The following is a 23,442-nucleotide window of genomic DNA, read 5'->3' on the forward strand; positions in this document are numbered from 1 at the left end:
ATGGGAGGCATGGCCCTTCACATCACCGGAGACACCGCCGCCGACGCCCTGCTGACCGAGAATCCGACGGCTCTGCTGATCGGCATGCTGCTGGACCAGCAGATCCCCATGGAGACCGCGTTCTCCGGTCCGCTCAAGATCGAGCAGCGCACCGGCGCCGCGGATGCCGCGGCGATCGCGGGCATGGCACCGGAGGAGTTCCTGGAGGCCTTCCGGCAGACCCCCGCCGTGCACCGGTTCCCCGGATCCATGGCGACGCGGGTGCAGACCCTGTGCCAGGCGCTCGTCGACGACTGGGACGGGGACGCCGCCGCCCTCTGGACGCGCCCGTCGACAGGCTCAGGCCCGTCGACAGGCTCAGGGACCCAACCGAGCGGCGCCGAGGTGCTCAAGAGACTCAAGGCTCTTCCCGGCTTCGGTGAGCAGAAGGCGAAGATCTTCCTCGCCCTCCTCGGCAAGCAGTACGGGTTCACCGGCGAGGGCTGGCGGGAGGCCTCCGCTCCCTACGGCGAGGACGGTTCGTACCGCAGCGTCGCCGACATCGTGTCGCCGGAGTCGCTGACGAAGGTGCGCGAGTACAAGAAGGCGATGAAGGCCGCGGCGAAGGCGGCGACGTAGTGCAGCCGACCGGGGACGACGTCGCCGGGCTGATCGCCCGTTCCTCCCCGGCCGTGCGTCGCCGTGACGCGGAGACGCTGACCGCTCTCCTGCGGGACATCTCCGGACGCGAACCGCAGACCTGGGGCTCGATCATCGGGTTCGGCTCCTGCCACTACCGCTACCCCACCGGGACGGAGGGCGACAGCGGCATTCTGAGCTTCGCCCCCCGGAAGGCCGCGACGACGATCTACCTCCTCGACGGCGTGGACGCCCACGCGGAGGCTCTCGGCGCGCTCGGCCCGCACACGACAGGGGTGGGCTGCCTTTACATCAAGGACCTCGACCAGGTCGACCTCGACGTGCTGCGCGGGATCCTCGAGCGTTCGCGCGCCTGGGTCGAGTCCGGCGGCGACGCGCGTATGCACCTGACGATCACGTCGTAACTCCCCCTCCTGTCGCCGAGACCCCGGGTTCCCGCCGAGACCCCGGGGTGGGGACGTGTGGGGCCCGGGGTCTCGGCGGGAGGGCGGGGTCTCAGGTGGTGGCCACCCCCTCCTCGACCTGCACGCGCCGCGCGTGCTCCGCGTGACGCCGCCACCGGCGGTCGTGCGTCACTGTGACGACGGCGGCGGGGTGATCGACGAGGGCGTCCTCGAGCTGCTCCACGAGCTCGGGGTCGAGATGGTTCGTCGGCTCATCGAGCAGCAGCAGGTCGAACCGCGACGCCAGGGCGACCGCGAGATCCAGCCGGCGACGCTGCCCGACCGAGAGTGTCCGCACGTCGCGGTCCGCCTCCGGCCCGCGGAAGAGTCCATGAGCCAGGAGAGCGTCGTGCGCATCCGCCGGCGGCGTCCCCGTCGGCGCCGCGAAGACCTCGATGGCCGTGCCTCGCAAACGGGTATCGACCTCCTGCCGGAGGAACGCGATCCGCAGCCCGTCCGCGTGGCGGATCGTCCCGGACGCGGGGATCAGCTCGCCGACGAGGAGGCGGAGGAGCGTCGTCTTCCCGGCGCCGTTCGGCCCGGTCACGAGCCACCGCGAACCGGCCTCGATCGTCCACTGCGACACGTCGAGCCGTCGTCCCGGTTCACGGAACGAGACGGCATCGAGGGTCAGGAGTGGGTCGTCGAGCGGTGCCCGATCCTCTGCTGCGACCACGAACCGCAGGGGCTCGGGCGGCGCCGGGCACGGGTTCTCCCGCAGCCGCGACAACCTCTCCTTCGCCATGCGGATGCGTCCGACGGCACCGTGGTCGCGGCTCCGCGCCCGGAACGCGCCATGACCGAAGCCGTCGAGCTCGAGCTTCCGCGGGATCGCCTGCAGCCGGAACGCGTTGGCGGCGAGCAGCGACTCGGCCCGGGCGACCTCGGCCTTCCACTCCTCGTGGCGCGCGACCGCCGCACGTCTCTCGGCCTCGCGCGCTCGCAGGAACCCGGCGTAACCATCGCCGTAGCGGCGGATCCGACCGTCCTCCACCTGCACGACAGCCGTCGCGAAACGGTCCAGGAAGTCGCGGTCGTGGGTCACGACCACCAGCGCTCCGCGGTGCGCCGCGAGACGGTCCTCGAGCCAGGTCAGCGCCCGATCGTCGAGGTCGTTCGTGGGCTCGTCGAGGAGCAGCATCTCGGCTCCGGAAGAGAGGGCGACCGCGAGAGCGAGCCGCGCCCGCTCTCCGCCCGACAGCGCGGCCACCGGTCGCGCGCGGTCCACTCCGCCCAGCCCGAGCTGTTCCAGGGCGGTGTCGATGCGACGGTCGACGTCGTATCCCTCGCGGGACTCGAAACGGTCCTGCAACAGGGCCACAGCGGCCATCTGCTGCGCACGCTCGGCGGAGCCCCCGGCGGCGAGGAGCTCGTACGCGTGGCCGAGGTCGCGCTCCAGCACGCGGAGGTCGCCGAGGAGATCGTCGATGGCATCGGCCATCGTCGCTCCATCCGCGAACACGGGGTTCTGCCGGGCATGAGCGATCCCGCCGGGGAGGTCGAGCCGCACCTCCCCGGATGTCGGTGCGAGAACACCGGCGAGCAGATCGAGCAGCGTCGACTTCCCGGCGCCGTTGTCGCCGATGACGGCGAGGCGGTCGGCGGGTCCGACGGCGAGATCGATGCGGTTCAGCACGAGACGGTCGGCGAACCGGACGGAGGCGGCCTGCAGCGCGCACTCGCGATGAACGCGGGCCGGAGTGTCGGAAGGGGGCGAGGGTACAGGGAACATGAGGGGTCCTCTCCGGCGGCGCACGCGCACCGCCGGGATCTGCGTCGATGACGCGGGGAACAGGAACCTCGACCGCACCCTGCTCGGGTGCGGGTCGCTCAGGACCCACCGCGGAGAAGAGCTCTCGACGCGGCGTCCCGATCTAGCGAATCAGAGTACCCACGAGGAGCGACCATAGCAGGGTCACTCCGCGCCCGCCAGACCCCGCTTTCTCGGCGAGACCCCGACCTACCCCCACACGCAGCCCGGGGTCTCGGCGGGAACCCGGGGGCTCAGCGGGAGCGGAGGCGGGAGGAGAGGCGGGCGTGGGCGGCGGGGACGGCGAAGAGGAGGATGATCGCGAGGACGATGCCGCGGACGATCCAGAGTCCGGGCTCCCAGATCACCTCGTAGTTCCCGGGAAGACCGAGGAACGCGGCGATGATCGATCCCCACGACGCGCGGCCGCTGCTGTCCGTGTCGATCGAGAGTCCGCCCACGATGCTCAGCACCCCGAGGCTCAGCAGCACGATCGGCATGATGAGGGCGCCGGGCTTCGCCTCCCCGCGGGCGATCAAGCGGATCACCGTCACGAGCGACACGAGGGGGAACACGAAGAAGAACCAGACGAGGGCGCCGAGCAGCAGCCCCACGACGATGAAGATCGGCACCCAGATCAGCATCCAGGGGCCTTCGTCCGCGATGAAGTAGTCCGGGTCGCGGAGGATCGCGACGACGAAGCCCGCAAGGGTCCCCAGCGGCAGCACCGCGAGCACCCACCAGAACACGGCCTTCGGCACCCGCTTGCGCTCCCCCAGCCGCGCCATCACGATCTGGATGATGACCGCCGCCGCGAGCGCCGGGATGCCGAACATCGCGATGATCGGGCCTGCGCCGTCGTTCTCGCGCAGGTCGAGCACCGTGAGGATCATCCACGACACGGCGAGCGCGCCGAGCACGATGGCCGCGACCGGACGCACGGGCGAGGATTCCACCCGCGCGTCGGCTCCCCCCGGTGCCGTCATGTCAGGCGCCGCGGAGGCGCTCCGCCAGGTAGGCGTGCAGCTCGTCGATCGGGACGCGCTCCTGTGCCATCGTGTCCCGGTCGCGCACCGTCACGGCGCGGTCGTCGAGTGAGTCGAAGTCGACCGTGACGCAGAACGGCGTGCCGATCTCGTCCTGGCGGCGGTAGCGCCGGCCGATCGCACCGGCGTCGTCGAAGTCCACGGCCCACGAGCCGCGCAGCGTGTCGGCCACCTCGCGGGCGAGCGGCGACAGCTTCTCGTTGCGCGACAGCGGGAGCACGGCGGCCTTGACCGGAGCCAGGCGCGGGTCGAGCTTGAGCACGGTGCGCGTGTCGGTGCCGCCCTTGGCGTTGGGCACCTGCTCCTCGACGTACGCGTCGACGAGGAAGGCCATCATCGCGCGGGTGAGTCCGAACGAGGGCTCGATCACGTACGGGGTGTAGCGCTCGCCCGTGGCCTGGTCGAAGTACGTCAGGCTCTGGCCGGAGGCCTCGCTGTGGCTGGAGAGGTCGTAGTCGGTGCGGTTGGCGACGCCCATGAGCTCGCCCCACTCCTTGCCGGCGAAGCCGAAGCGGTACTCGACGTCGATGGTGCCGGCCGAGTAGTGCGCGCGGTCCTCCTCCGGCACGTCGAACTGCCGCATGTTCTCCGGGTCGATGCCGAGGTCGATGAACCAGTTCCAGCACGCCTCGACCCAGTGGTCGAACCACTGCGGCGCCTCGGCGGGCGGCGTGAAGAACTCGATCTCCATCTGCTCGAACTCGCGGGTGCGGAAGATGAAGTTGCCGGGGGTGATCTCGTTGCGGAACGCCTTGCCGACCTGGCCGATGCCGAACGGCGGCTTCTTGCGGCTCGCGGTGAGCACGTTCGCGAAGTTCACGAAGATGCCCTGCGCGGTCTCGGGGCGCAGATAGTAGAGGCCGGACTCGTCATCGACGACGCCGAGGTACGTCTTCACCAGACCGGAGAAGGCCTTCGGCTCGGTGTACTGCCCCTTGGTGCCGCAGTTCGGGCAGGGGATGTCGGCCAGACCGTTCTCGGCCTTCCGCCCCTTGCGCGCCTCGAAGTCCTCGATGAGGTTGTCGGCACGGAAGCGCTTGTGGCACTGCAGGCACTCGACCAGCGGGTCGGTGAAGGTCGCGACGTGGCCGGAGGCCTCCCACACGCGCTTCGGCAGGATGATGCTGGAGTCGAGGCCGACCATGTCACCGCGACCGCGCACGAAGGTCTGCCACCACTGGCGGCGGATGTTCTCCTTCAGCTCCGTGCCGAGGGGTCCGTAGTCCCAGGCCGACCGGGAACCGCCGTAGATCTCACCCGCCTGGAACACGAACCCGCGGTGGCGGGCGAGGGCGATGACCTTGTCAAGACGGGACTGTTCGGCCACGGTGGCTCCAATGGTCGGATGCGGAGAATGCCCGTGAGCACGGGCACCCCCAGTCTATCCGGGGCCGGAGCGCAACCCCTGGCCGCGGGACCCGCGGGAGGAGTACCGTCCCACGCATGAGCACCACCGCGCACCCGCCCGCCTCCCGCGACGAGGACACCCGCTTCTTCGGGCAGCCGTGGTCGCTCGTGCACATCTTCGGCGTGGAGATGTGGGAGCGGTTCAGCTTCTACGGCATGCAGGGCATCCTGCTCATCTACCTGTACTTTTCGGTGACCGACGGCGGCCTCGGGCTTCCGGAGGCGGTGGCGGGCGGGATCGTCGGCGCGTACGGCGGCTCCGTGTACCTGTCCACCATCCTCGGGGCGTGGCTCGCCGACCGGCTCTTCGGCTCCGAGCGGGTGCTGTTCGTCAGCGCCATCGTCATCGTCTCGGGCCACCTCGCCCTCGCGCTCCTCCCGGGGTTCGTCGGCGTCGGGGTCGGACTCGTGCTCGTGGCCCTGGGCTCGGGAGGCCTGAAGGCGAACGCCACGTCGGTCGTGGGGACGCTGTACCGTCCAGACGACGAACGACGCGACGCCGGGTTCTCGCTGTTCTACCTCGGCATCAACCTCGGCGCCTTCCTCGGACCGATCCTCACCGGGCTGCTCCAGTCGACCCTCGGCTTCCACTGGGGGTTCGGCCTCGCCGCCCTCGGCATGACGCTGGGTCTCGTGCAGTACTCGTTCGGCCGCCGCGGCCTGCCCGCCTCCTCGCGCGAGGTGCCGAACCCGCTCCCCCGCACGCGCTACCCGCTGGTCGCCGGCATCGCGGTCGGTGCGGTCGTCGTGATCGCGGTGCTCGTGCTGACCGGGGTCATCCAGGCCGACAACCTCGCCACGATCGTGATCGGGGTCACCGTGGTCGCCGCGGTCGCCTACTTCGCGGTGATCCTCGGCAGTCGCCGCATCGACGCCACCGAGCGCTCGCGGGTCTGGGGGTTCCTGCCGCTGTTCCTCACGAGCGTCGCGTTCTGGTCGCTGTACCAGCAGCAGTTCACGGTGCTGACGATCTACTCCGACAAGCGGCTCGACCGCGACCTGTTCGGGTGGGAGATGCCGGTGTCGTGGGTGCAGTCCATCAACCCGGTGTTCATCATCATCCTGTCCGGGGTCTTCGCGGCGATCTGGACGAAGCTGGGGAAGCGTCAGCCGTCGACCCCGGTCAAGTTCGGACTGGCCGCCATCATCATGGGCTCCGCGTTCCTGCTGTTCCTGCCGTTCTCCGGCGGCGGTGCGAACTCGACGCCGCTACTCGCGATCGTCGGCATCCTGTTCGTGTTCACCGTCGCCGAGCTGCTGCTCTCGCCGGTCGGGCTGTCGGTGACGACGAAGCTCGCCCCGGCCGTCTTCCACACGCAGATGGTCGCACTGTTCTTCCTGTCCATCGCCCTCGGCACCGCCATCTCGGGCGAGCTCGTGAAGTTCTACGATCCGGGGAACGAGGTGCCGTACTTCTCGATCCTCGGCGGCATCGCGATCCTCGTCGGCATCGGACTGCTGCTGAGCGTGAAGCCGGTGCTGCGGCTCATGCGCGGCGTGCGGTGACGGCCGCGCCGCCGATCACGCGGTGAAGAGGTAGCCCCGACCGGCCTCGAAGCCGCCGATCGTGAGACCGCTGCCGAGCAGGCCCTCCATCTGCGCGCGCAGGCGCAGCCGCCACTCGTGCGCGGCCGCGGGGTCGGACTCCCGCATGCCCTCGATGTCGTCCGGGATCTCCAGCGTCTCGACGACCGCATCGTCCGCCGGGGGCTTGGCGATGTCCGCGAGGGCCCATTCGACGTCGAGGCGGTCGCTCTCGTCGCCCGCATCGCCGCCGCCGAAGATGCCGTAGCGGTTCACCGAGTAGCCCGTGGCGCGGGCGCCGAGGACGGTGAGGAAGAAGTGCGCGTTGCGGGCGACCAGCGGGTCGAAGGTCCACGTGATGCGGCCGACCTCGCGGGAGAAGGCCCACTGCCGCTGGTGCTCCTTGAGCTCCCGCCCCCATCCGCGCCCTCGGTACTCGGGCAGCAGGGCCGTGATGTGCGAGTGCATGGCACGGCGGGCCGGTTCGCCGAAGAAGGCGATCGAGGCGCCGACCATGCGCTCCTCGTCGCCCTCGCCGTCGAAGAAGCCGACGACGTAGTTGCCCGACTGCTGCAGGGCGCGCAGGGTCCCGGCGTCCACCACGCGCTGCGGACCCCGGATGGAGTCGAGCAGGCTCTGGGCGTCGAGGATGAGTTCAACGGTGTCGAGATCGCGGATGGTTCGCACGATCCCAGTCTGCCCCTCCTCCGCCCGTTCGCGGAAACCGACCCCGGGTCACCGGTGCGGAAAGGCCTGTCCCCCGCCCGCGGCGAGCGCCTCCGCGACGATGCGGAGGTGGTCCTCGGCCATCTCCGCCGGCAGCGGCGGCAGGATCCCGTCCCAGAACGCGAGCACCGCGCCGCGTCCCTGCATCATGCCGGCCGGACGGCCCAGCGCCCACATGTGCATGTGCGCGGAGCCGTCATTCCAGCGGCCGAAGTGACAGCGGGCGACGCCGGGGATGCTCTTGACCGCCTCCGACACGCGCTGCATCAGCGGTCCGAGAGCGGCGAGCACCTCCTGCGGGGCGTTCTCGAGGAGCCAGTGCTCACGCGGCGCGACCCCGCCGATGAACGGCAGGCCGCCGACGTCCCACCCGGCACGCACCTGCCAGAGGTCGTCCTGCCAGATGGTGTGCACGCTCGGACCGCAGTGGCCGCACTCGGCCGGGTCCTGCTCGCCGGCTCGGGGTTCCTCCGGCACGAGCATCGGCTCCAGCGGTCGCATCGTGACGCTCTCGAACGCCCAGGGCAGGCCTTCCGCGAGCGCCGAGGCGTCGAGCACCTCCCCGATCGGGAGCCGGCGGTGGTACGCGGAGTCGGCGGGGTGCTGCACGGGCGCGGAGTCGTCGGTCATCCGGCCATGCAACCACATCGGCCCTCCCCTCCGGGAACGCCGATAGCCTGAGCCGGTGGGTGCGAACGACGACAGAGCCAGGAAACGCCTCTCCCGTACCCCTCCGCGGTGGGCGGTCATCGCCGTGCTCGCGTTCGCGGGCCTGTGCTCGTCGTTCATGTTCACCCTCGTCGTGCCGCTGCAGGCCGAGCTGCCGCAGCTGCTGAACTCCTCCCGCGAGGACACCACCTGGGTGGTCACGATCACCCTGCTCGTGGCCGCCGTCGCGACCCCCATCTCCGGCCGTCTCGGCGACATGTACGGCAAGCGCCGCGTCGTCATCGTGCTCCTCGCGATCCTCATCGTGGGCTCGGTCATCGCCGCGCTCTCCGGATCGATCGTCGGCGTGATCATCGGCCGCGCCCTCCAGGGGGCCGTGACCGGCGTCGTCCCCCTCGGCATCGCCATCATGCGCGACGTGCTGCCGCCTGAGCGCCTCGGCACCGCGGTGGCCCTGATGAGCGCGACCATGGGCGTCGGCGGGGCGATCGGCATGCCCGTCGCCGCACTGCTCGCCGAGAACGCCGACTGGCACATGCTGTTCTGGCTCGCCGCCGCCCTCGGAGTCCTCGGGCTGCTCCTCGTGCTCGCCGTGGTGCCGGAGGACGTGCTCCGCTCCCCCGGCCGCCTCGACGTGCTCGGGGCCATCGGACTCGCGATCGGCCTCACGGGCCTGCTGCTGTTCGTGTCGCGCGGCGCCGAGTGGGGCTGGACGGCACCGCTCACCCTCGTCTGCGTGATCGGCGGCGTCGCGGTCCTGCTGCTGTGGGGCTGGTATCAGCTCCGCGCGAAGGATCCGCTGCTCGACCTGCGGGTCGCCGCTCGGCCCGCCGTCCTCTTCACGAACATCGCCGCGATCGGCATGGGCTTCGCCCTGTTCGCCTCCAACGTCACCTTCCCGCAGATGCTGGAGATGCCGGCGGTGGGCGGCGCCGGGTTCGGGCTCGACATGGTGGCCGCCTCGCTCGTCATCATGCCGGCGGGTCTGGTCATGATGGTGATCTCGCCGCTGTCCGGATGGCTGGAGCGCACCGTGGGGCCGCGTCCGCTCTTCACCGTCGGCGCCATCGCGATCGTGCTCGCCTACGTCTTCGTGCTGCTGTGGTCGACCGAGGTGTGGCACATCTTCGTCGCCAACATCTTCATCGGCGTCGGCATCGGGTTCACCTTCGCCGCGATGCCCATGATCATCATGCGCTCCGTGCCCGCGAACGAGACCGGGGCGTCGAACGGGCTCAACGCGCTGTTCCGCTCCGTGGGCACCTCGACGGCCTCGGCCGTGATGGGCGGGGTGCTCGCGGCGATGAGCGTCGACGTCGGAGGCGTGGCCGTGCCGACGCGGACGGCGTTCGAGGTGTGCTTCTGGCTCGCCATCGCCGCCGGCATCGTGGCCGTGATCCTGTCGCTGTTCATTCCGCGGCGCCGTGCCACGGAGCAGCACCCCTCGCTCCCCGGCTGACTCGGCCCGTCGCAGATTCGCGTCGGGGTCGCAGGGATTGCCGCAGAACGTGCGACGTGCGGCGGATCTGCGACGCGGCGCCGGGTCTCAGCGGGAGATCGTGCGAGGGTCCGGGTCGTCGGCGCGCGGTGGCCGGAGGCGGCCGGGGAGCGGCCACGGCAGGGTGAACCGTGCGGTCGCGGGTCGGGTCATGTCGCCGAAGTCGTCGACCTTCACGACGATGCGCCCCGGAACCCCTTCTTCGTTTGGTGTCACTTCGAGGATGCGCACCCGGAGCGGGCGGTCCCCCTCGCCCTCGAGCATCCACGGATCGGCGAGCCACGCGATGCCGTGCTCCTCCAGCGCGGCCTCCGCGTCCAGCCACTCGCCGGGGGTGGAGACCCTGCGTCCGAGCACGTCGACGGCGACCCAGTCCGCGCCCTCCGGATGGATCCAGCCGAGCAGCTCCCCGTCGTCGCGGCGGTGCGGAGTCCAGGCGTGAGGCATCCCCCGATGCTAGCCACCCCTGCTCTCGATCAGGCGCTCGCGCGAGACCAGGCTCACTACCGTTCCAGAAGCCTGATGCCGCGCGGATGCCTGCGTTTACGCGCGGGGACAGGCGTGCGGAGTCAGTGCGTGTACTCCATGAGCTCGACCCCGAGCACGCGGAAGGCGTCGTGCGCACGGAGGCGGTGGCTGATCGAGAGGTCGTCGAAGCACACGATCATCGAGTAGGCGACACCGGCCCGCGGCCCCGCGAGCACACCGGCCTCGGCGCGCACCCCCCGATCGCGGCCGGTCTTGTTCACGAACAGCAGGCCGTGGGCATCGTGCTCGTGGGCGAAGGGGTCGAGCCCCGTCGAGGCGGCCACGAGACTGAGGTCCTGGTTGAGGCTGAGCCACTCCGACACCTGGGCGCTGACCGCGGCATCCACCACCTGGGAGTTGACGAGCGCGGAGAACAGACCCGCGAGCTCGCGCGCCGATCCCACGGCGACCTGCGGGGCGTCGTCCGGACCGCGGCGGTCGCGGAACCGGTCGAGCAGGGCGGTGCGCCGCAGACCCAGTTCCTCGATGCGCTCCCGCACCCGGTCATGCCCCACCTTCTGCAGCAGGATGTTCACGGCGATCGGATCTCCGGCGGTGGCGGCCAGCACGGCGAGATCCTCCAGCGGCAGCGCCGGTGCCCGCAGATGCCGCCACAGGCCGGAGCTCTCCACGGCTTCGACGCTCGAGCGCTCGACGATCTCGAGAGGGTCGAGGGCGCCGGACTCGAACGCCGCCGCCACCTCGATGAGCAGGGGGACCACGCCGAGCCCCGCGACGGGCATCGTGACGTGGTCGTCCCCCGCCAGCACGTGCACATGGGAGTCGAGGTCGACCACGTGCACCGACACCTGTGCCCCGGCGTTCGCCAGGCCTTCGAGAGCCTTCAGCGTCGAGGTGAACGACCGCCGACCGACGGCCACGCGGCGCGGCAGCCGGCGGGCTCCCGGCCGCTGCGAACGGCGACCGCTGGCCGACTCGGGCGCGCTCCCGGACGCTCCGGGAGCCGAGGCGTTCCGGAACGCGTCACCAGGGTCGGTCGCACCCACGCGTGGTCCTTCAGGAGGGGGAGGGATACTGCGCTTCCGGGAAGGGGCGCCCCGGCGGCAGGGCTATCGTAACCCCACCGCCGGGGCGCGTCTCACAGAGTGCGGAGGTTCGTCACCAGATGGTCACCCGGGAAGACTCCGGAAGCCACAGGGCGTCCTTCTCGGTGACCCCGAAGGCCTCGTAGAACGCGTCGATGTTGCGGACGATCTGGTTGCACCGGAACTCGTTGGGCGAGTGCGGGTCGATGGTCAGCAGACGCAGCGTCTCGGCGTCCCGGCTCTTCTGCTGCCAGACCTGCGCCCACGACAGGAGCAGCCGCTGCACACCTGTGTAGCCGTCGATGACCGGGCCTTCGACGGGCTCAGGGACCGCGGGATCGGCGCGCAGGGACAGCTCATACGCCTTCAGCGCGATGCCGAGCCCGCCCAGATCGCCGATGTTCTCGCCGATGGTGAGGGCGCCGTTCACGTGATGCTCGGCGTCCAGCCCCTCCGGCACGAGGGCGTCGTACTGGGCGATGAGCTCTTTCGTGCGCTCCTCGAAGGCGGCGCGGTCGGCATCGGTCCACCAGTCCTGCAGGCGCCCCTCGCCGTCGTACCGGCTGCCCTGGTCGTCGAAGCCATGGCCGATCTCATGCCCGATGACCGCGCCGATCCCGCCGTAGTTCGCCGCCGCGTCGCGCCCCGCGTCGAAGAAGGGGTACTGGAGGATGGCCGCGGGGAACACGATCTCGTTCATCGAGGGGTTGTAGTAGGCGTTCACCATCTGCGGCGGCATGTGCCACTCGGTGCGGTCGATCGGCTTCCCGACCTTGTCGATATTGCGGTCGTGCTCGAAGATCGCCGCGCGGCGCACGTTGCCGAGGAGGTCGGCCGGGTCGATCACGAGGGCCGAGTAGTCCCGCCACACCTCCGGGTGCCCGATCTTCGGCGTGAAGGCGTCCAGCTTCGCGAGCGCACGCTGCCGGGTCTCGGCGGTCATCCACTCCAGCGTCTCGATGCTCTGCCGGTACGCCTCGACGAGGTTCGCGACGAGCTCGTCCATGGCGGCCTTCGCCGTCGGCGGGTAGTGCCGCTCGACGTAGACCTTGCCGATCGCCTCGCCGAGCGCCCCCTCGGTGACCGACACGCCCCGCTTCCAGCGCTCGCGGATCGTGGGGACGCCGGTGAGCTGGGTGCCGTAGAACGAGAAGTTCTCCTGCACGAGGTCGTCGGTGAGGTAGGGCGCCGCCGCGTGCACGACCTTCGCACGCAGCCAGGCCTTCCAGTCGTCCAGACGCTCGGGAGTGAGCAGGCCGCCCAGCCCTTCGAAGAAGCTCGGCTGCGCGACGACGACCTCGTCGAACGCCCGCGGGTTCGTCGGCGTCACGGCCTCGCGCCACGGGGTGAGGTCGACGCCGGCGAGGGCCTGGAGCTCGTCCCACGTCTTGAGGTTGTAGGTCGCCACCGCGTCACGGCTGCGCACGTTGTCCCAGTGGTGCCCGGCGAGCTCGGTCTCCAGGGCGATGGAGCGCTCGGCCTGCGCGGCGGCATCGGCGACACCGGCGAGAGCGAGCAGGCGCTCGAGGTGCTCCCGGTACGCCGCGCGGGTCTCTGCGAAGGTGTCGAGACGGAAGTAGCTCTCGTCCGGCAGCGAGAGTCCGGCCTGCACGAGCACCGGGAGGTAGCGCTCCGGGTTCCCGGGGTCGCCGTCGACGTAGAGGCCGATCACCGCCGCCCGGCCCTCCCGGTCGTAGGTCCCCACGGTGCGCAGGAAGGCCGGGATGCCGTCGATCGCGTCGATCTCGGCGAACGTCTCGGCCAGCGGGGTCACACCGGCGGCGGCGATGCGATCGGTGTCCATGAAGCTCGCGAAGAGGTCGCCGATCTTGCGGGCGAGAGTCCCCTCCTCCGCCTCCTGCGACTCCTCGACGATCGCGCGCACATCCTTCTCGGCCTGCTCGGCCAGCAGATGGAAGGAGCCCCAGCGCGCCTTGTCTCCGGGGATCTCGGTGCGAGCGATCCAGGCGCCGTTCACGTGACGGTAGAGATCGTCCTGCGGGCGGATGTCGGGGCTGAGGTCGTCGAGCGCGAGGCCCGCGGGAAGCACATCGGTCATGCGCTCCAGCCTATGGCCGGGGTCCCCCACGGTGTCCAGACGGCGTCACGGATGCCCAGGGGCCCCCACGGGGAGCGAGACGTTCATGCGGAACCCGGCGGCGGTGCGCTCGGCGAAGACGTCACCGCCGTGCGCACGCGCGAGGCCTCTGGCGATGGACAGCCCGAGCCCGGCACCCGACGCGACCCCGTCCTCGTCGCCGGCCGTCGCTCGCGCCGTGTCCTCGCGCCAGCCGACGTCGAACATCCGATCCAGGTCCTCCACCGCCACACCGGCCCCTTGATCCAGCACCCCCAGGACGAGTCGGTCCCGGTCGACCATCGTCGCGGACAGCACGATCTCCGTGCCCGGAGGGGCGTGCCGGACGGCGTTCGTGAGCAGGTTCACCACGATCCTGCCGAGCTGATGGGGATCGGCCCAGAGCACCGGACCGGCGATCCCGCGCTCGACGATGCGGAGGTCGCGCTTCGCCGCGGCGGCCGCGACGTCGGCCACCGCATCGGAGACGACATCCCACAGGACCACCTGCTCGGTCTGCAGTTGCACCGCGCCGGACGTGAGGCGGGACAGCTCGAAGAGATCGTCGACCATCCGGCTCATCGTCTCCACCTGTCCCCGCACCTGACCGGCGAACCGCTCCGGAGCGACCGCAACGCCGTCCTCCACCGCCTCGGCGAGCACACGGACCGCGGTGAGTGGGGTGCGCAGGTCGTGCGAGATCCAGGCGAAGAAGCGCCGACGGGCGGAGTCCAGCCGCACCAGCTCGGCCCTCGCCGCATCCACCTCGGCCGAGACCACCGCGAGCTGTGTCGAGAGGCCGGCGAGCTCCCGAGAGGCCGCCGCGTCCACCACCGCGTCGTCCGTCCGACCGATCCTGCCCAGCGACACCGAGAACCCCTCGACCCAGGCGCGCACCGTCCGCGCCATGCACCACGCCATGCCCAGGCCGAGCACGAGCGAGACCGCGATCACGGTGAGGAGGATCGTCAGGTCGTGGGCGGAGAGGTACATCTCGAGTGCGATCGCCACCACGGCCCCCGCCATCGCGACCGTGCCCGCACTCGCCACGACCATCAGCTGTGCGCGGAGTCCGCGACGCCGAAGGGCTCGCAGGAGAAGTACGGCGGTGAGGGCGACGACGATCGCCACCAGCAGGCTCGTGACGACGATCTGCAGGACGACCGCACCGGAGGGCATCGTCATCAGCCGTCCCCTCTCGCCACGAAACGGTAGCCGACGCCCCATTCGGTGAGCAGATGGCGCGGGTCCTGCGGATCCTCCTCGACCTTCTCCCGCAGGCGCCTGACGTGGACCGTCACCGTCGACAGATCGCCGACGGTCCATCCCCAGACCTCGCGGAGGATCTCGTCGCGCCCCAGCGCACGGTCGTCATTGCGCACGAGGAAGACCAGCAGTTCGTACTCCCTGCTCGTCAGGGCGATCTCGTCTCCGCGCACCCACGCGCGCCGCCGGAGCAGATCGATCGCGAAGGCGCCGGCCCTGAGCTCCCCGGACGCGGCCTGCGCGGCGTGCGAGCGGCGGACGAGGGCCGCGATCCGCAGGGACAGCTCCCGCATCGAGAACGGCTTGGCCAGGTAGTCGTCGACACCGAACGCGAAGCCGTCGATACGGTCCTCCACCTCCCCGAGGGCGGTTAGCATCATGATCGGGACATCGGACGCGGCGCGCAGCTCACGACAGAGCTCATCGCCGCTGATGCCCGGCAGCATGCGGTCGACGATCACGACATCGGGCACGGTCTCCCGCAGCGCCGTTCGTGCCGAGACACCGTCGCCGAAGCTCGAGACCGCATAGCCGTGCGTACGCAGATACTCCCCCACGGCCTCGCGCACCGTGGGGTCGTCCTCCACGACCGCGACTGTGACGACGCCTTCCATGCGGTCGAGGGTAGCTCCCGCGGCCACGGCGGTCGGCGGATCCTTACAGTTCCGAAATGTCTTCCCCGTCCTGCTCCGGTGCTTCCTAGCGTGCTGTGCAGCACGTCCGTCCGGCATTCGCCGGGCGGGCTCTTCCCGCACCGGACAGGAGATCCTCATGCGCAAGACCCTTCTCGCCACGACCGCCGCCCTCGGGCTCGCCCTCGCCCTCGCCGCCTGCAGTCCCCAGGACTCCGGCGCTTCCTCCGCGCCGTCGTCCTCCTCCTCCCAGAGCACCACCAAGAGCTCGGCGAGCACGGACACCGCCGCCAGGACCGGGGAGTTCGCCGGCCTGAACGGCAAGAAGGTGGCCGGCACCGTCTCGGTCTCCGACGGCGAAGTGATGCTGACGGAGTTCTCCTCGGACGAGGGGCCCGATCTGCACGTGTACCTCGCGGACGGCACCGATGAAGCCGCGATCGCCGCCGGCATGCTCGTCGACGCGGTCTCGTACGACACCGCCACGCAGACCTTCGCTCTGGACGGAGTGAAGGCCGGGGAGTACTCGCACGTCGTCATCTACTGCGACAAGGCGAAGGCCGTCTTCGGGGCAGCCGAGCTGTCATGACCGCGCCACGATCCGCTCGCTTCGTGATCGGCTCGCTGCTGGGGGCGGCCGCCCGGGTCGCGGTCGGGGTCCTGTGGCTCATCGAGGGTGTCCTCAAGTACCGGGCGGGCTTCGGGGCCGCTGACATCGAGCTCGTGGCGCAGAGCGCGCAGGGGAACACGAGGGTGCCGGCGTTCTTCGATCCGCTCGGCGCGGCGATGGCCTCGGCGTCTCCGTTCTTCGGGGCGGTGATCCCGGCGCTGGAGGTGGGCCTCGGCATCCTCCTCGTCGCGGGTGCGCTCACCCGAACGGTCGCCTTCGTCTCGGCCGGGACCCTGGCGCTCTACTGGAGCGCGGATCAGTTGATCGCGCAGTACCCGGTGATGCTGGTGCTGTCCGCGACGGTGCTGCTGATCGTCACCGCCGGACGATTCGGGGTGGACGGCTGGATGCAGGCGCGGCGGGCGCGTCCGGTGGAGGGACCGGAGGGCTGAGTCATCCCCGGCGCCGACGACCGAAACGTCGGCGCCGGGATGGCGCCTCGGGAGGGGCTGCACGCGTCGCCCGGCGCTCCGCCCATGCGACGACCTCGGCGTCGACATCGCGCAGCGGTGTCACGACGGGTGGCCCGCCCTGCAGCTGCCTGCGCGCCTCGCGCACGCGGCGGTTGAAGTCCTCGAGCACCTCACGGACGTCGGATTCCCTGCCGAGGAGGTCGAGCTGGCCATCGAGCTCCCGGTCCTCGGTGCGCAGCAGGATCGCGGGAGGGCCGAGCCCGGTCAGCCCCTCCGTCTCGATCTTCCGACGGATCCACCAGTCCGGATCGTGGTGGTCACCGAGCCCCTCGAGCGGCTTCCCGGCGCCCGGCAGGTCGTCGAAGTCGCCTCGGCGGATGGCGACCTGGATCGCGGACTCGACGAAGGCGGCTCGGTCGACCGCGGCCGCCGAGGGGGTACCGGTGTCGCTGTCGTCCTCCGCACGACCGCCCTGCTGCTGGCGGGCGCGATAGCGCGCGGCCGCCTCACGGGGATCCGTCATGATGCGCCTCCGTCCGCTCGGAGCTCCTCGTCCACCCTACGTCCGGTCGAGGACCGCGGTCTCGGGGGTCGACGACAGGTCATAGGCTCGGAGGATGGCCGCCCGCACCTCCCTGAACCGCGAGATCCTGCGCCTGGCCGTCCCCGCGCTCGGCGCCCTCATCGCGGAGCCGGCCTTCCTCATCGTCGACGCCGCCCTCGTCGGCCACCTCGGCACCGTCCCCCTCGCCGGACTCGGCATCGCCGGAGCCGTGCTGCAGACGATCGTCGGCCTCATGGTGTTCCTCGCGTACTCCACCACCCCCGCGGTCGCGCGTCGGTTCGGGGCCGGGCGTCCGGGAGAGGCGGTCTCGGTCGGGATCAACGGCATGTGGCTCGCGCTCGGCCTGGGTGCCGTGCTCGCCGTCGTGGGCGCTGTCTCCTCCCCCTGGCTCGTCTCGCTGTTCGGGGCGAGTCCCGAGGTCGCGGCCCAGGCGAACGAGTACCTCGTGATCTCGATGTGGGGTCTCCCCGCGATGCTCATCGTGTTCGCCGCCACGGGGCTGCTGCGGGGAATGCAGGACACCATGACGCCGCTGTGGATCGCGGGACTCGGCTTCGCGGCGAACGCCCTGCTGAACTGGCTCTTCATCTACGGACTCGGCTGGGGCATCGCCGGCTCCGCGGCGGGCACCGTGACGGCGCAGTGGGGCATGGTCGCGGCGTACGCGCTCGTGGTCCGGCGTCTCGCGACCCGGCACAGCGCCTCGTTGCGTGCCCAGCGGGACGGTCTGCGCCACACCGCGACGTCGGGCGGGTGGCTGTTCCTCCGCACCGTGAGCCTGCGCGTCGCCCTGCTCGCGACCGTGGCCGTGGCGACGGGGATCGGCACCGAGGAGCTCGCCGGCTGGCAGATCGTGTTCACCATCTTCTCGGCGGCGGCGTTCGCGCTCGACGCGCTCGCGATCGCCGCGCAGGCGCTGATCGGCAAGGAGCTGGGCGCCGGGGACGAGGAGCAGGTGCGCCGCGTGCTGGCGCGGACGGTCGCATGGGGGGCCTGGTTCGGGGTCGTGGTCGGCGCCGTCATCGCCGCCCTCTCCGGGGTGCTCGGCATCGTCTTCACCGGCGACCGGGCCGTGGCGGAGGTGGTGCAGCCGGCCCTGCTCGTGCTCGCGGTGGCGCAGCCGATCGCGGGCGTGGTGTTCGTGCTCGACGGCGTGCTCATGGGGGCCGACGACGCCCGGTACCTGGCGATCGCGGGCGGTCTGAACCTCGTGCCGTTCCTGCCCGCCCTGGGCATCATCGCCGCGACGGGGATCGACGGCACCGCCGGCCTCGTGTGGCTGGCCGTCGCGTTCTTCGGGGTGTACCTGCTCGCACGGCTGGCGACGCTGGGGTGGCGAGTGCGCTCCGGGCGATGGCTCGCCGCGTCCGCATAAGTCCTCCACAACCGACGGAGAGGACGACTTATCCCCCGCCGCCGGGCAGAGCGGAATACAGCACCCCGCACCCCTCGCGCTTCCGACGAACATGGAGCGACACTGAAGGGATGCTGGGGATGAACGACGCACAGGTATGGACGACGATCGGAGTCCTTGCCACGGGCATGTACGCCACGATCACTCTCATGGCGACCATGTTCGTGAGGATCATCAAGACGGAGATCGGCACGGTTCGCACCGAGATCGGCGGGATCAAGGGCGAGATCGTCGGGATCAAGGGTGAGATCGGCGGGATCAAGGGCGAGATCGTCGGCGTGAAATCCGAGATCGGGGATCTCCGGAAGGAGGTGCACGGCCTGAGCCGGCGCATGGACGGCCTCGACCGCGACGTCAGCGCGATCTCGCGACACCTGTTCGGTATCGATCCGGCCTGACGGAGCCGACCGGCCGCGCTGGTCACGCCGCGTGGCGACGGCACCACTCGTACATGATGACGGCGGCGGCGGCACTCGCGTTGATCGAGCGGGTCGAGCCGTACTGCGTGATCTCGATGTGACCCGAGGCGGCCGCCAATGCCTCCGGGGACAACCCGGGCCCCTCCTGACCGAAGAGGAGGACGCAGGAGCGCGGCAGGTCGGCACGATCGACCGGCACGGCCCCGTCGACGTTGTCGATCGCGATGACGGGCAGCCCTTCCGCCGCGGCCCAGGCGGCGAACGCGGCGATGTCCTCGTGGTGCACGACATGCTGATAGCGGTCGGTCACCATGGCGCCCCGCTTGTTCCAGCGACGGCGACCGATGATGTGCACCGTGTCGGCGAGGAACGCGTTGGCGCTGCGCACGATGGAACCGATGTTCATGTCGTGCTGCCAGTTCTCGATCGCGACGTGGAACGGATGACGCCGCGTGTCGAGGTCGGCGACGATCGCCTCCATGCGCCAGTAGCGGTAGCGGTCGATCACGTTCCGCGTGTCGCCCTCCGCGAGGAGTTCCGGATCGTACTGGTCTCCCCGCGGCCAGGCCGACGGTCCTCCCGGCCAGGATCCGACGCCGTATCCGGGCTGCGCCGGAGACCCACCGGGGGCGGTCGGGTCCGAGCTCTCGGGGCGCTGCGCATCCATCCCGCCAGGCTATCGCCGTGTCGGCCGTCTCCCCGTCGGCGAAGAGGTCACCAGAATCATCTCGCAGATATTTAGGCACACCGAAAAATACGCTACGGTTTCGGTGTGCCTAAAAGTTCCGACGCCTCGCTGACCCCCGCTCGCACCGCTTCGCCGCGCCTGCTGTGGCTGCTGGGACCGGCGCTCGTGGCGGGTGTCGCCTACCTCGACCCCGGCAACGTCGCCAGCAACATGACCGCGGGGGCGCAGTACGGCTACCTGCTCGTGTGGGTGGTCGTCGCCGGCAATGTGATGGCCTGGCTGATCCAGTACCTGTCCGCGAAGCTCGGCGTCGTCACCGGCCAGAGCCTTCCGGAGGTGCTGGGCCAGCGGCTGCGCCGCCCCTGGGCCCGCCGTGCCTACTGGCTGCAGGCCGAGCTGGTCGCGATGGCGACGGACCTCGCCGAGGTCATCGGCGGCGCCGTCGCCCTGAACCTGCTGTTCGGCGTCCCCCTGCTATGGGGCGGCCTCATCACCGGCGCGGTGTCGATGGTCCTGCTCGCCGTGCAGAGCCGTCGCGGCGCCCGGCCCTTCGAGTTCGTGATCATCGGCCTCATGTTCGTGATCACGATCGGCTTCATGGCCGGTCTCTTCCTCGCGCCGCCGGATCCGGCCGGCGTGGTGAGCGGCCTCGTGCCGCGCTTCGAGGACACGGGGTCCGTGCTCCTCGCCGCCTCGATCCTCGGCGCGACGATCATGCCGCACGCGATCTACGCGCACTCCTCCCTGGCCCGCGACCGGTTCGGTGCGACGAGCGCCGAGACGACCGAGGAGGCCGCCCGGGTCGAGACCTCGCGGATCCGCCGCCTCCTCACGGCGACACGCTGGGATGTGACGATCGCCATGGTCATCGCGGGCTCCGTGAACCTCGGCATCCTCCTGCTCGCGGCGGCGAACCTCGCGGGGGTCGCGGGGACCGACTCGCTGGAGGGTGCGCACGCCGCCCTCGCCGCAGGCCTCGGCCCGGTCGTGGCGACCTTCTTCGCCGTGGGGCTGCTCGCCTCGGGTCTCGCCTCGACCTCCGTCGGCGCATACGCGGGCGCCGAGATCATGCACGGCCTGCTGCACGTGCGCATCCCCCTGCTGGCGCGCCGCCTGGTGACGCTCATCCCCGCGCTGGTGATCCTCGGCATCGGGGTGGATCCGACGCTCGCCCTCGTCCTCAGCCAGGTCGTGCTGTCGTTCGGCATCCCGTTCGCGCTCATCCCTCTCGTCACCCTCACCGCGCAGCGCCGGACACTGGACGCGTGGGTCAACCGGGTGTGGACGACGGTCGCCGGCGTCGTGGCCTCGGTGCTCCTCATCGCCCTGAACGGCGCCCTGCTCTGGCTGGTGCTGACGGGGGCATGACGGCGGATAGGCTCGACACCATGTCTGCCGCCTCCGCCCGTCGCACCGTCCGCCTCCTCACCTGGAGCGGCTTCGCGACCGGCGTCATCGGCGGTCTGCTCATCGCGTTCCCGAAGGTCATCGGCCCCGCCAGCCCCTGGGTCCAGCTCGCACTCGGGGTCGCGACCCTGGTCTTCGCCTTCCGTGCCCGCAAGGTGGGCATCGCCGAGGTGGAGGGCTTCGACGGGCGCCTGTCGCTCGCCGCCGCCCTCCTGGGGTTCCTCGTCCTGTTCTTCGCGGGGCAGGCGGCCGTGATCCTGCTCGGCTCCGCAAGCGCCTGACCCAGGCCGCGAGGCAGCCCGACCCGAACGCGTAAGGTTGACGGGTGGCATCCCCGGCAGCTGACGACTACCTGAAGACCGTCTACGCACACACCGAGTGGCAGGATGCGCCGATCACCCCCTCGGTCCTGGCCGCCAAGCTCGGCATCGCGCCGTCGTCGGTCACGGAGATGGTGAAGAAGCTCGCCGCGGCGGGGCTCGTGTCGCACGTGCCGTACGGAGCGGTCCGGCTGACGGAGGCCGGGACCACCCGCGCCCTCGCGATGGTCCGCCGCCACCGCCTCATCGAGACCTGGCTCGTGCAGGAGTTCGGGTACGGGTGGGACGAGGTGCACGACGAGGCCGAGGTGCTGGAGCACACCATCAGCGACCGGCTGCTCGAGGGCATCGACGAGCGCCTGGGGCGGCCGCGCTTCGACCCGCACGGAGACGCCATCCCGGACGCGGAGGGCCGCATCGAACGGGTGCCCTTCGTCCTGCTCGCCGATGCCCCGGAAGGACACACCGGCCGCGTGCTCCGCGTCGACGACCGCGACCCGGAGCTCCTGCGGACCCTGGAGGCCCAGGGCCTCACCGTCGGCACGACCGTGACGGTGACGCCGTTCGGCATCGCCCTCGACGGCACCGAGCCGCCGTTGCCCGCCGCCGCCCGCGACGTGGTGTGGTTGTCGGCCTGACCTCCGCTTCGAATCGCGCGCTTTGCGGCAAATCGGCCGGGGATGGGGCCAATCAGGCGATTCGAAAGGAAAGGTGGGGCCTCTAGGCTGAGCACATGGCACACCGTGACGACATCGAATGCTGGCTCACCGACATGGACGGCGTGCTCGTCCATGAGAACGACGCCATCCCCGGGGCCTCCGAACTCCTCGCCGGATGGGAGCGCAACGAGATCCCCTACCTCGTGCTCACGAACAACTCGATCTTCACCGCCCGCGACCTCTCCGCCCGCCTGCGCGCGAGCGGCCTGATCGTGCCGGAGGAGCGCATCTGGACCTCGGCGCTCGCGACCGCCGACTTCCTCGCGCAGCAGCTCCCCGGCGGCTCCGCGTTCGTCATCGGCGAGGCCGGCATCCTCACCGCGCTGCACGAGGCCGGCTTCATCATGACCGAGACGAACCCCGACTTCGTCGTCGTCGGCGAGACCCGCAACTACTCCTTCGAGGCCATCACGAAGGCCATCCGCCACATCATCAACGGCTCGCGCTTCATCGTGACCAACCCGGACGCCACCGGCCCGAGCGCCGACGGGGTGCTGCCGGCCACGGGAGCGATCGCCGCCCTCATCACCAAGGCCACCGGCAAGGAGCCCTACGTCGTCGGCAAGCCCAACCCGATGATGTTCCGCTCGGCCCTCAACAAGATCGGCGCGCACTCGAAGAAGACCGGCATGATCGGCGACCGGATGGACACGGACATCGTCGCCGGCATCGAGGCGGGTCTGCACACGGTGCTCGTGCTCACGGGCATCAGCGATCAGCGGATCATCGAGCAGTACCCCTTCCGGCCGGATGAGATCGTCGACTCGGTCGCCGACCTGCTGCCGACCATCACCGACTCGATCCCCACCCTCGACGAGGACTGACGTGGGCGCCCTCGACGACGGCGAGCGGGTCACGGCGGCGGACGCCGCGGCCTGGCGCGCCTGGCTCGAGGCGAACCACGAACGCACGGCCGGGGTGTGGCTGCTGAGCGTCCGCGGGCGATCCGCCACCGGCGTCGGCTACGAGGACGCGGTCCGGCAGGCCCTCTGCTTCGGGTGGATCGATGGCCCGGTGCGCACGTTCGACGACGAGACCGGCGGCCAGTGGTTCTCCCCTCGACGGCCGGGGAGCGGCTGGGCGGCGACGAACAAGGCGCGCATCGCGGAGCTGGAGGCCGCGGGGCTCCTCGCCCCTGCCGGAATCCGCGCGCTGGAGACGGCGAAGGCGAACGGTTCGTGGACCGTGCTCGACGGCCCGGAGGCCGGCATCGAGCCCCCGGAGCTCACCGCCGCCCTCGACGCGGTGCCGGCGGCGAGGGCCACCTGGGATGCGTTCCCGAAGTCGGTGAAGAAGTTCGGCCTCACGCACATCGCGATGGCCAAGCGCGCGGAGACCAAGGCCGCCCGCATCGCGAAGATCGTGGCGGATGCCGCGGAGGGGAAGCGCCCATGAACCAGAGCGACCTGCTGTTCCTCGTCCTGATCCTCATCACGCTCACGTCGCTGGTCGTGTTCGTGGTGCAGTTCGTGCGCTCCCGCCGCCGCGGCGGCGAGGACGACGGCCGCGCCGGCTGGTGGGAAGGCCCCTGGGACGACGACGACCGCCGGCGCTGAGCCGACGGCCGCCTGGACGT

Annotated in this window: 26 protein-coding genes; 14 read left to right on the plus strand and 12 right to left on the minus strand. The window is 70.8% G+C overall.

Annotation, left to right across the window (positions count from 1 at the left end; genetic code table 11):
• Positions 1-9 precede the first annotated feature (9 nt).
• Complete coding sequence (locus tag AC3B5L_RS15740) at positions 10-618, plus strand: HhH-GPD-type base excision DNA repair protein (RefSeq protein ID WP_370428999.1); 609 nt, start codon at positions 10-12, stop codon at positions 616-618.
• Entirely contained in the window at positions 618-1,043 is a 426-nt protein-coding gene (locus AC3B5L_RS15745; protein ID WP_363446330.1) for a DUF1801 domain-containing protein, read from the plus strand. The genes AC3B5L_RS15740 and AC3B5L_RS15745 overlap by 1 nt, the downstream gene beginning before the upstream one ends.
• Before the next feature lie 91 nt (positions 1,044-1,134).
• Here AC3B5L_RS15745 and AC3B5L_RS15750 read toward each other — a convergent pair whose 3' ends face one another.
• The 3 genes from AC3B5L_RS15750 to AC3B5L_RS15760 form a co-directional block, all read right to left on the minus strand.
• Positions 1,135-2,814: an ABC-F family ATP-binding cassette domain-containing protein gene (locus AC3B5L_RS15750; protein WP_268777009.1), complete on the minus strand. Its 1,680-nt coding sequence runs from the start codon at positions 2,812-2,814 to the stop codon at positions 1,135-1,137.
• A gap of 272 nt (positions 2,815-3,086) precedes the next feature.
• Positions 3,087-3,818, minus strand: coding sequence for a hypothetical protein (locus AC3B5L_RS15755; RefSeq protein WP_259953897.1), 732 nt, complete (start codon positions 3,816-3,818; stop codon positions 3,087-3,089).
• 1 nt (position 3,819) lies between these two features.
• Entirely contained in the window at positions 3,820-5,205 is a 1,386-nt protein-coding gene (locus AC3B5L_RS15760) for a glycine--tRNA ligase (RefSeq protein ID WP_187662571.1), read from the minus strand.
• Between the two features lie 116 nt (positions 5,206-5,321).
• Between AC3B5L_RS15760 and AC3B5L_RS15765 the strand changes: the two genes are divergently transcribed.
• Entirely contained in the window at positions 5,322-6,791 is a 1,470-nt protein-coding gene (locus tag AC3B5L_RS15765; RefSeq protein WP_259953895.1) for a peptide MFS transporter, read from the plus strand.
• Positions 6,792-6,806: 15 nt separating this feature from the next.
• On the opposite strand, the gene AC3B5L_RS15770 is transcribed toward AC3B5L_RS15765, so the two are convergent.
• Both AC3B5L_RS15770 and AC3B5L_RS15775 read right to left on the minus strand, forming a co-directional pair.
• Positions 6,807-7,496 carry a GNAT family N-acetyltransferase gene (locus tag AC3B5L_RS15770; protein WP_259953894.1) on the minus strand — a complete coding sequence of 230 codons (690 nt, stop codon included), beginning with the start codon at positions 7,494-7,496 and terminating at the stop codon, positions 6,807-6,809.
• A gap of 48 nt (positions 7,497-7,544) precedes the next feature.
• Positions 7,545-8,165, minus strand: a complete 621-nt coding sequence (locus AC3B5L_RS15775; RefSeq protein WP_490095962.1) for a hypothetical protein — start codon at positions 8,163-8,165, stop codon at positions 7,545-7,547.
• Positions 8,166-8,220: 55 nt separating this feature from the next.
• On the opposite strand from AC3B5L_RS15775, the gene AC3B5L_RS15780 reads away from it, so the two are divergent.
• On the plus strand, positions 8,221-9,663 hold the full coding sequence (locus AC3B5L_RS15780; RefSeq protein WP_366237026.1) for an MFS transporter: 1,443 nt from the start codon (positions 8,221-8,223) through the stop codon (positions 9,661-9,663).
• 87 nt (positions 9,664-9,750) lie between these two features.
• On the opposite strand, the gene AC3B5L_RS15785 is transcribed toward AC3B5L_RS15780, so the two are convergent.
• The 5 genes from AC3B5L_RS15785 to AC3B5L_RS15805 form a co-directional block, all read right to left on the minus strand.
• On the minus strand, positions 9,751-10,149 hold the full coding sequence (locus tag AC3B5L_RS15785) for a hypothetical protein (protein ID WP_268777007.1): 399 nt from the start codon (positions 10,147-10,149) through the stop codon (positions 9,751-9,753).
• Between the two features lie 122 nt (positions 10,150-10,271).
• Entirely contained in the window at positions 10,272-11,237 is a 966-nt protein-coding gene (locus tag AC3B5L_RS15790; RefSeq protein ID WP_187662577.1) for a serine hydrolase, read from the minus strand.
• Positions 11,238-11,349: 112 nt separating this feature from the next.
• On the minus strand, positions 11,350-13,335 hold the full coding sequence (locus AC3B5L_RS15795) for a M13 family metallopeptidase (protein WP_259953892.1): 1,986 nt from the start codon (positions 13,333-13,335) through the stop codon (positions 11,350-11,352).
• A gap of 45 nt (positions 13,336-13,380) precedes the next feature.
• On the minus strand, positions 13,381-14,538 hold the full coding sequence (locus tag AC3B5L_RS15800; protein ID WP_187662579.1) for a sensor histidine kinase: 1,158 nt from the start codon (positions 14,536-14,538) through the stop codon (positions 13,381-13,383).
• Positions 14,538-15,233 carry a response regulator transcription factor gene (locus AC3B5L_RS15805; protein WP_259953889.1) on the minus strand — a complete coding sequence of 232 codons (696 nt, stop codon included), beginning with the start codon at positions 15,231-15,233 and terminating at the stop codon, positions 14,538-14,540. The genes AC3B5L_RS15800 and AC3B5L_RS15805 overlap by 1 nt, the downstream gene beginning before the upstream one ends.
• A 157-nt stretch (positions 15,234-15,390) precedes the next feature.
• On the opposite strand from AC3B5L_RS15805, the gene AC3B5L_RS15810 reads away from it, so the two are divergent.
• Positions 15,391-15,840: a DM13 domain-containing protein gene (locus tag AC3B5L_RS15810; RefSeq protein WP_268777002.1), complete on the plus strand. Its 450-nt coding sequence runs from the start codon at positions 15,391-15,393 to the stop codon at positions 15,838-15,840.
• Positions 15,837-16,313 (plus strand): DoxX family protein, encoded by a 477-nt coding sequence (locus tag AC3B5L_RS15815; protein WP_490095963.1) that lies wholly within the window; start codon positions 15,837-15,839, stop codon positions 16,311-16,313. Before AC3B5L_RS15810 ends, AC3B5L_RS15815 begins: the two co-directional genes overlap by 4 nt.
• A 1-nt stretch (position 16,314) precedes the next feature.
• Here AC3B5L_RS15815 and AC3B5L_RS15820 read toward each other — a convergent pair whose 3' ends face one another.
• Positions 16,315-16,857, minus strand: coding sequence for a DnaJ family domain-containing protein (locus AC3B5L_RS15820; RefSeq protein ID WP_490095964.1), 543 nt, complete (start codon positions 16,855-16,857; stop codon positions 16,315-16,317).
• Positions 16,858-16,951: 94 nt separating this feature from the next.
• On the opposite strand from AC3B5L_RS15820, the gene AC3B5L_RS15825 reads away from it, so the two are divergent.
• Together AC3B5L_RS15825 and AC3B5L_RS15830 are read left to right on the plus strand one after the other, a co-directional pair.
• On the plus strand, positions 16,952-18,274 hold the full coding sequence (locus AC3B5L_RS15825; RefSeq protein WP_259953875.1) for an MATE family efflux transporter: 1,323 nt from the start codon (positions 16,952-16,954) through the stop codon (positions 18,272-18,274).
• A gap of 119 nt (positions 18,275-18,393) precedes the next feature.
• Positions 18,394-18,711, plus strand: coding sequence for a hypothetical protein (locus AC3B5L_RS15830; RefSeq protein ID WP_187662584.1), 318 nt, complete (start codon positions 18,394-18,396; stop codon positions 18,709-18,711).
• A gap of 22 nt (positions 18,712-18,733) precedes the next feature.
• Here the strand turns inward: AC3B5L_RS15830 and AC3B5L_RS15835 are convergent, their stop codons facing one another.
• Positions 18,734-19,399, minus strand: a complete 666-nt coding sequence (locus tag AC3B5L_RS15835) for a TrmH family RNA methyltransferase (protein ID WP_259953873.1) — start codon at positions 19,397-19,399, stop codon at positions 18,734-18,736.
• A gap of 105 nt (positions 19,400-19,504) precedes the next feature.
• Here AC3B5L_RS15835 and AC3B5L_RS15840 point away from each other — a divergent pair, with 105 nt between their 5' ends.
• From AC3B5L_RS15840 to AC3B5L_RS15865, 6 genes are all read left to right on the plus strand, one after another.
• Positions 19,505-20,788: an Nramp family divalent metal transporter gene (locus AC3B5L_RS15840; protein ID WP_490095965.1), complete on the plus strand. Its 1,284-nt coding sequence runs from the start codon at positions 19,505-19,507 to the stop codon at positions 20,786-20,788.
• A 20-nt stretch (positions 20,789-20,808) separates the two neighbouring features.
• A complete protein-coding gene (locus AC3B5L_RS15845; RefSeq protein ID WP_136052938.1) occupies positions 20,809-21,108 on the plus strand; it encodes a hypothetical protein in 300 nt (99 codons plus the stop codon).
• A gap of 44 nt (positions 21,109-21,152) precedes the next feature.
• Positions 21,153-21,785, plus strand: a complete 633-nt coding sequence (locus AC3B5L_RS15850) for a metal-dependent transcriptional regulator (protein WP_259953869.1) — start codon at positions 21,153-21,155, stop codon at positions 21,783-21,785.
• Positions 21,786-21,880: 95 nt separating this feature from the next.
• Entirely contained in the window at positions 21,881-22,690 is an 810-nt protein-coding gene (locus AC3B5L_RS15855; protein WP_025104898.1) for an HAD-IIA family hydrolase, read from the plus strand.
• 1 nt (position 22,691) lies between these two features.
• Entirely contained in the window at positions 22,692-23,261 is a 570-nt protein-coding gene (locus AC3B5L_RS15860; protein WP_490095966.1) for a YdeI/OmpD-associated family protein, read from the plus strand.
• Entirely contained in the window at positions 23,258-23,422 is a 165-nt protein-coding gene (locus AC3B5L_RS15865) for a hypothetical protein (protein ID WP_259953864.1), read from the plus strand. The genes AC3B5L_RS15860 and AC3B5L_RS15865 overlap by 4 nt, the downstream gene beginning before the upstream one ends.
• The last annotated feature ends 20 nt before the right edge of the window (positions 23,423-23,442 follow it).

It is taken from the genome of Microbacterium sp. C-MGS6, assembly GCF_058140415.1.

What these genes read in the sequence shown, in the direction of transcription:
- AC3B5L_RS15740 (WP_370428999.1), top strand. Translation starts at nt 10, where the DNA reads ATGGCCCTTCACATCACCGGAGACACCGCCGCCGACGCCCTGCTGACC.
- AC3B5L_RS15750 (WP_268777009.1), bottom strand. Translation starts at nt 2,814, where the DNA reads ATGTTCCCTGTACCCTCGCCCCCTTCCGACACTCCGGCCCGCGTTCAT.
- AC3B5L_RS15755 (WP_259953897.1), bottom strand. Translation starts at nt 3,818, where the DNA reads ATGACGGCACCGGGGGGAGCCGACGCGCGGGTGGAATCCTCGCCCGTG.
- AC3B5L_RS15765 (WP_259953895.1), top strand. Translation starts at nt 5,322, where the DNA reads ATGAGCACCACCGCGCACCCGCCCGCCTCCCGCGACGAGGACACCCGC.
- AC3B5L_RS15775 (WP_490095962.1), bottom strand. Translation starts at nt 8,165, where the DNA reads ATGACCGACGACTCCGCGCCCGTGCAGCACCCCGCCGACTCCGCGTAC.
- AC3B5L_RS15785 (WP_268777007.1), bottom strand. Translation starts at nt 10,149, where the DNA reads ATGCCTCACGCCTGGACTCCGCACCGCCGCGACGACGGGGAGCTGCTC.
- AC3B5L_RS15795 (WP_259953892.1), bottom strand. Translation starts at nt 13,335, where the DNA reads ATGACCGATGTGCTTCCCGCGGGCCTCGCGCTCGACGACCTCAGCCCC.
- AC3B5L_RS15800 (WP_187662579.1), bottom strand. Translation starts at nt 14,538, where the DNA reads ATGACGATGCCCTCCGGTGCGGTCGTCCTGCAGATCGTCGTCACGAGC.
- AC3B5L_RS15805 (WP_259953889.1), bottom strand. Translation starts at nt 15,233, where the DNA reads ATGGAAGGCGTCGTCACAGTCGCGGTCGTGGAGGACGACCCCACGGTG.
- AC3B5L_RS15810 (WP_268777002.1), top strand. Translation starts at nt 15,391, where the DNA reads ATGCGCAAGACCCTTCTCGCCACGACCGCCGCCCTCGGGCTCGCCCTC.
- AC3B5L_RS15815 (WP_490095963.1), top strand. Translation starts at nt 15,837, where the DNA reads ATGACCGCGCCACGATCCGCTCGCTTCGTGATCGGCTCGCTGCTGGGG.
- AC3B5L_RS15820 (WP_490095964.1), bottom strand. Translation starts at nt 16,857, where the DNA reads ATGACGGATCCCCGTGAGGCGGCCGCGCGCTATCGCGCCCGCCAGCAG.
- AC3B5L_RS15825 (WP_259953875.1), top strand. Translation starts at nt 16,952, where the DNA reads ATGGCCGCCCGCACCTCCCTGAACCGCGAGATCCTGCGCCTGGCCGTC.
- AC3B5L_RS15830 (WP_187662584.1), top strand. Translation starts at nt 18,394, where the DNA reads ATGAACGACGCACAGGTATGGACGACGATCGGAGTCCTTGCCACGGGC.
- AC3B5L_RS15835 (WP_259953873.1), bottom strand. Translation starts at nt 19,399, where the DNA reads ATGGATGCGCAGCGCCCCGAGAGCTCGGACCCGACCGCCCCCGGTGGG.
- AC3B5L_RS15845 (WP_136052938.1), top strand. Translation starts at nt 20,809, where the DNA reads ATGTCTGCCGCCTCCGCCCGTCGCACCGTCCGCCTCCTCACCTGGAGC.
- AC3B5L_RS15855 (WP_025104898.1), top strand. Translation starts at nt 21,881, where the DNA reads ATGGCACACCGTGACGACATCGAATGCTGGCTCACCGACATGGACGGC.
- AC3B5L_RS15865 (WP_259953864.1), top strand. Translation starts at nt 23,258, where the DNA reads ATGAACCAGAGCGACCTGCTGTTCCTCGTCCTGATCCTCATCACGCTC.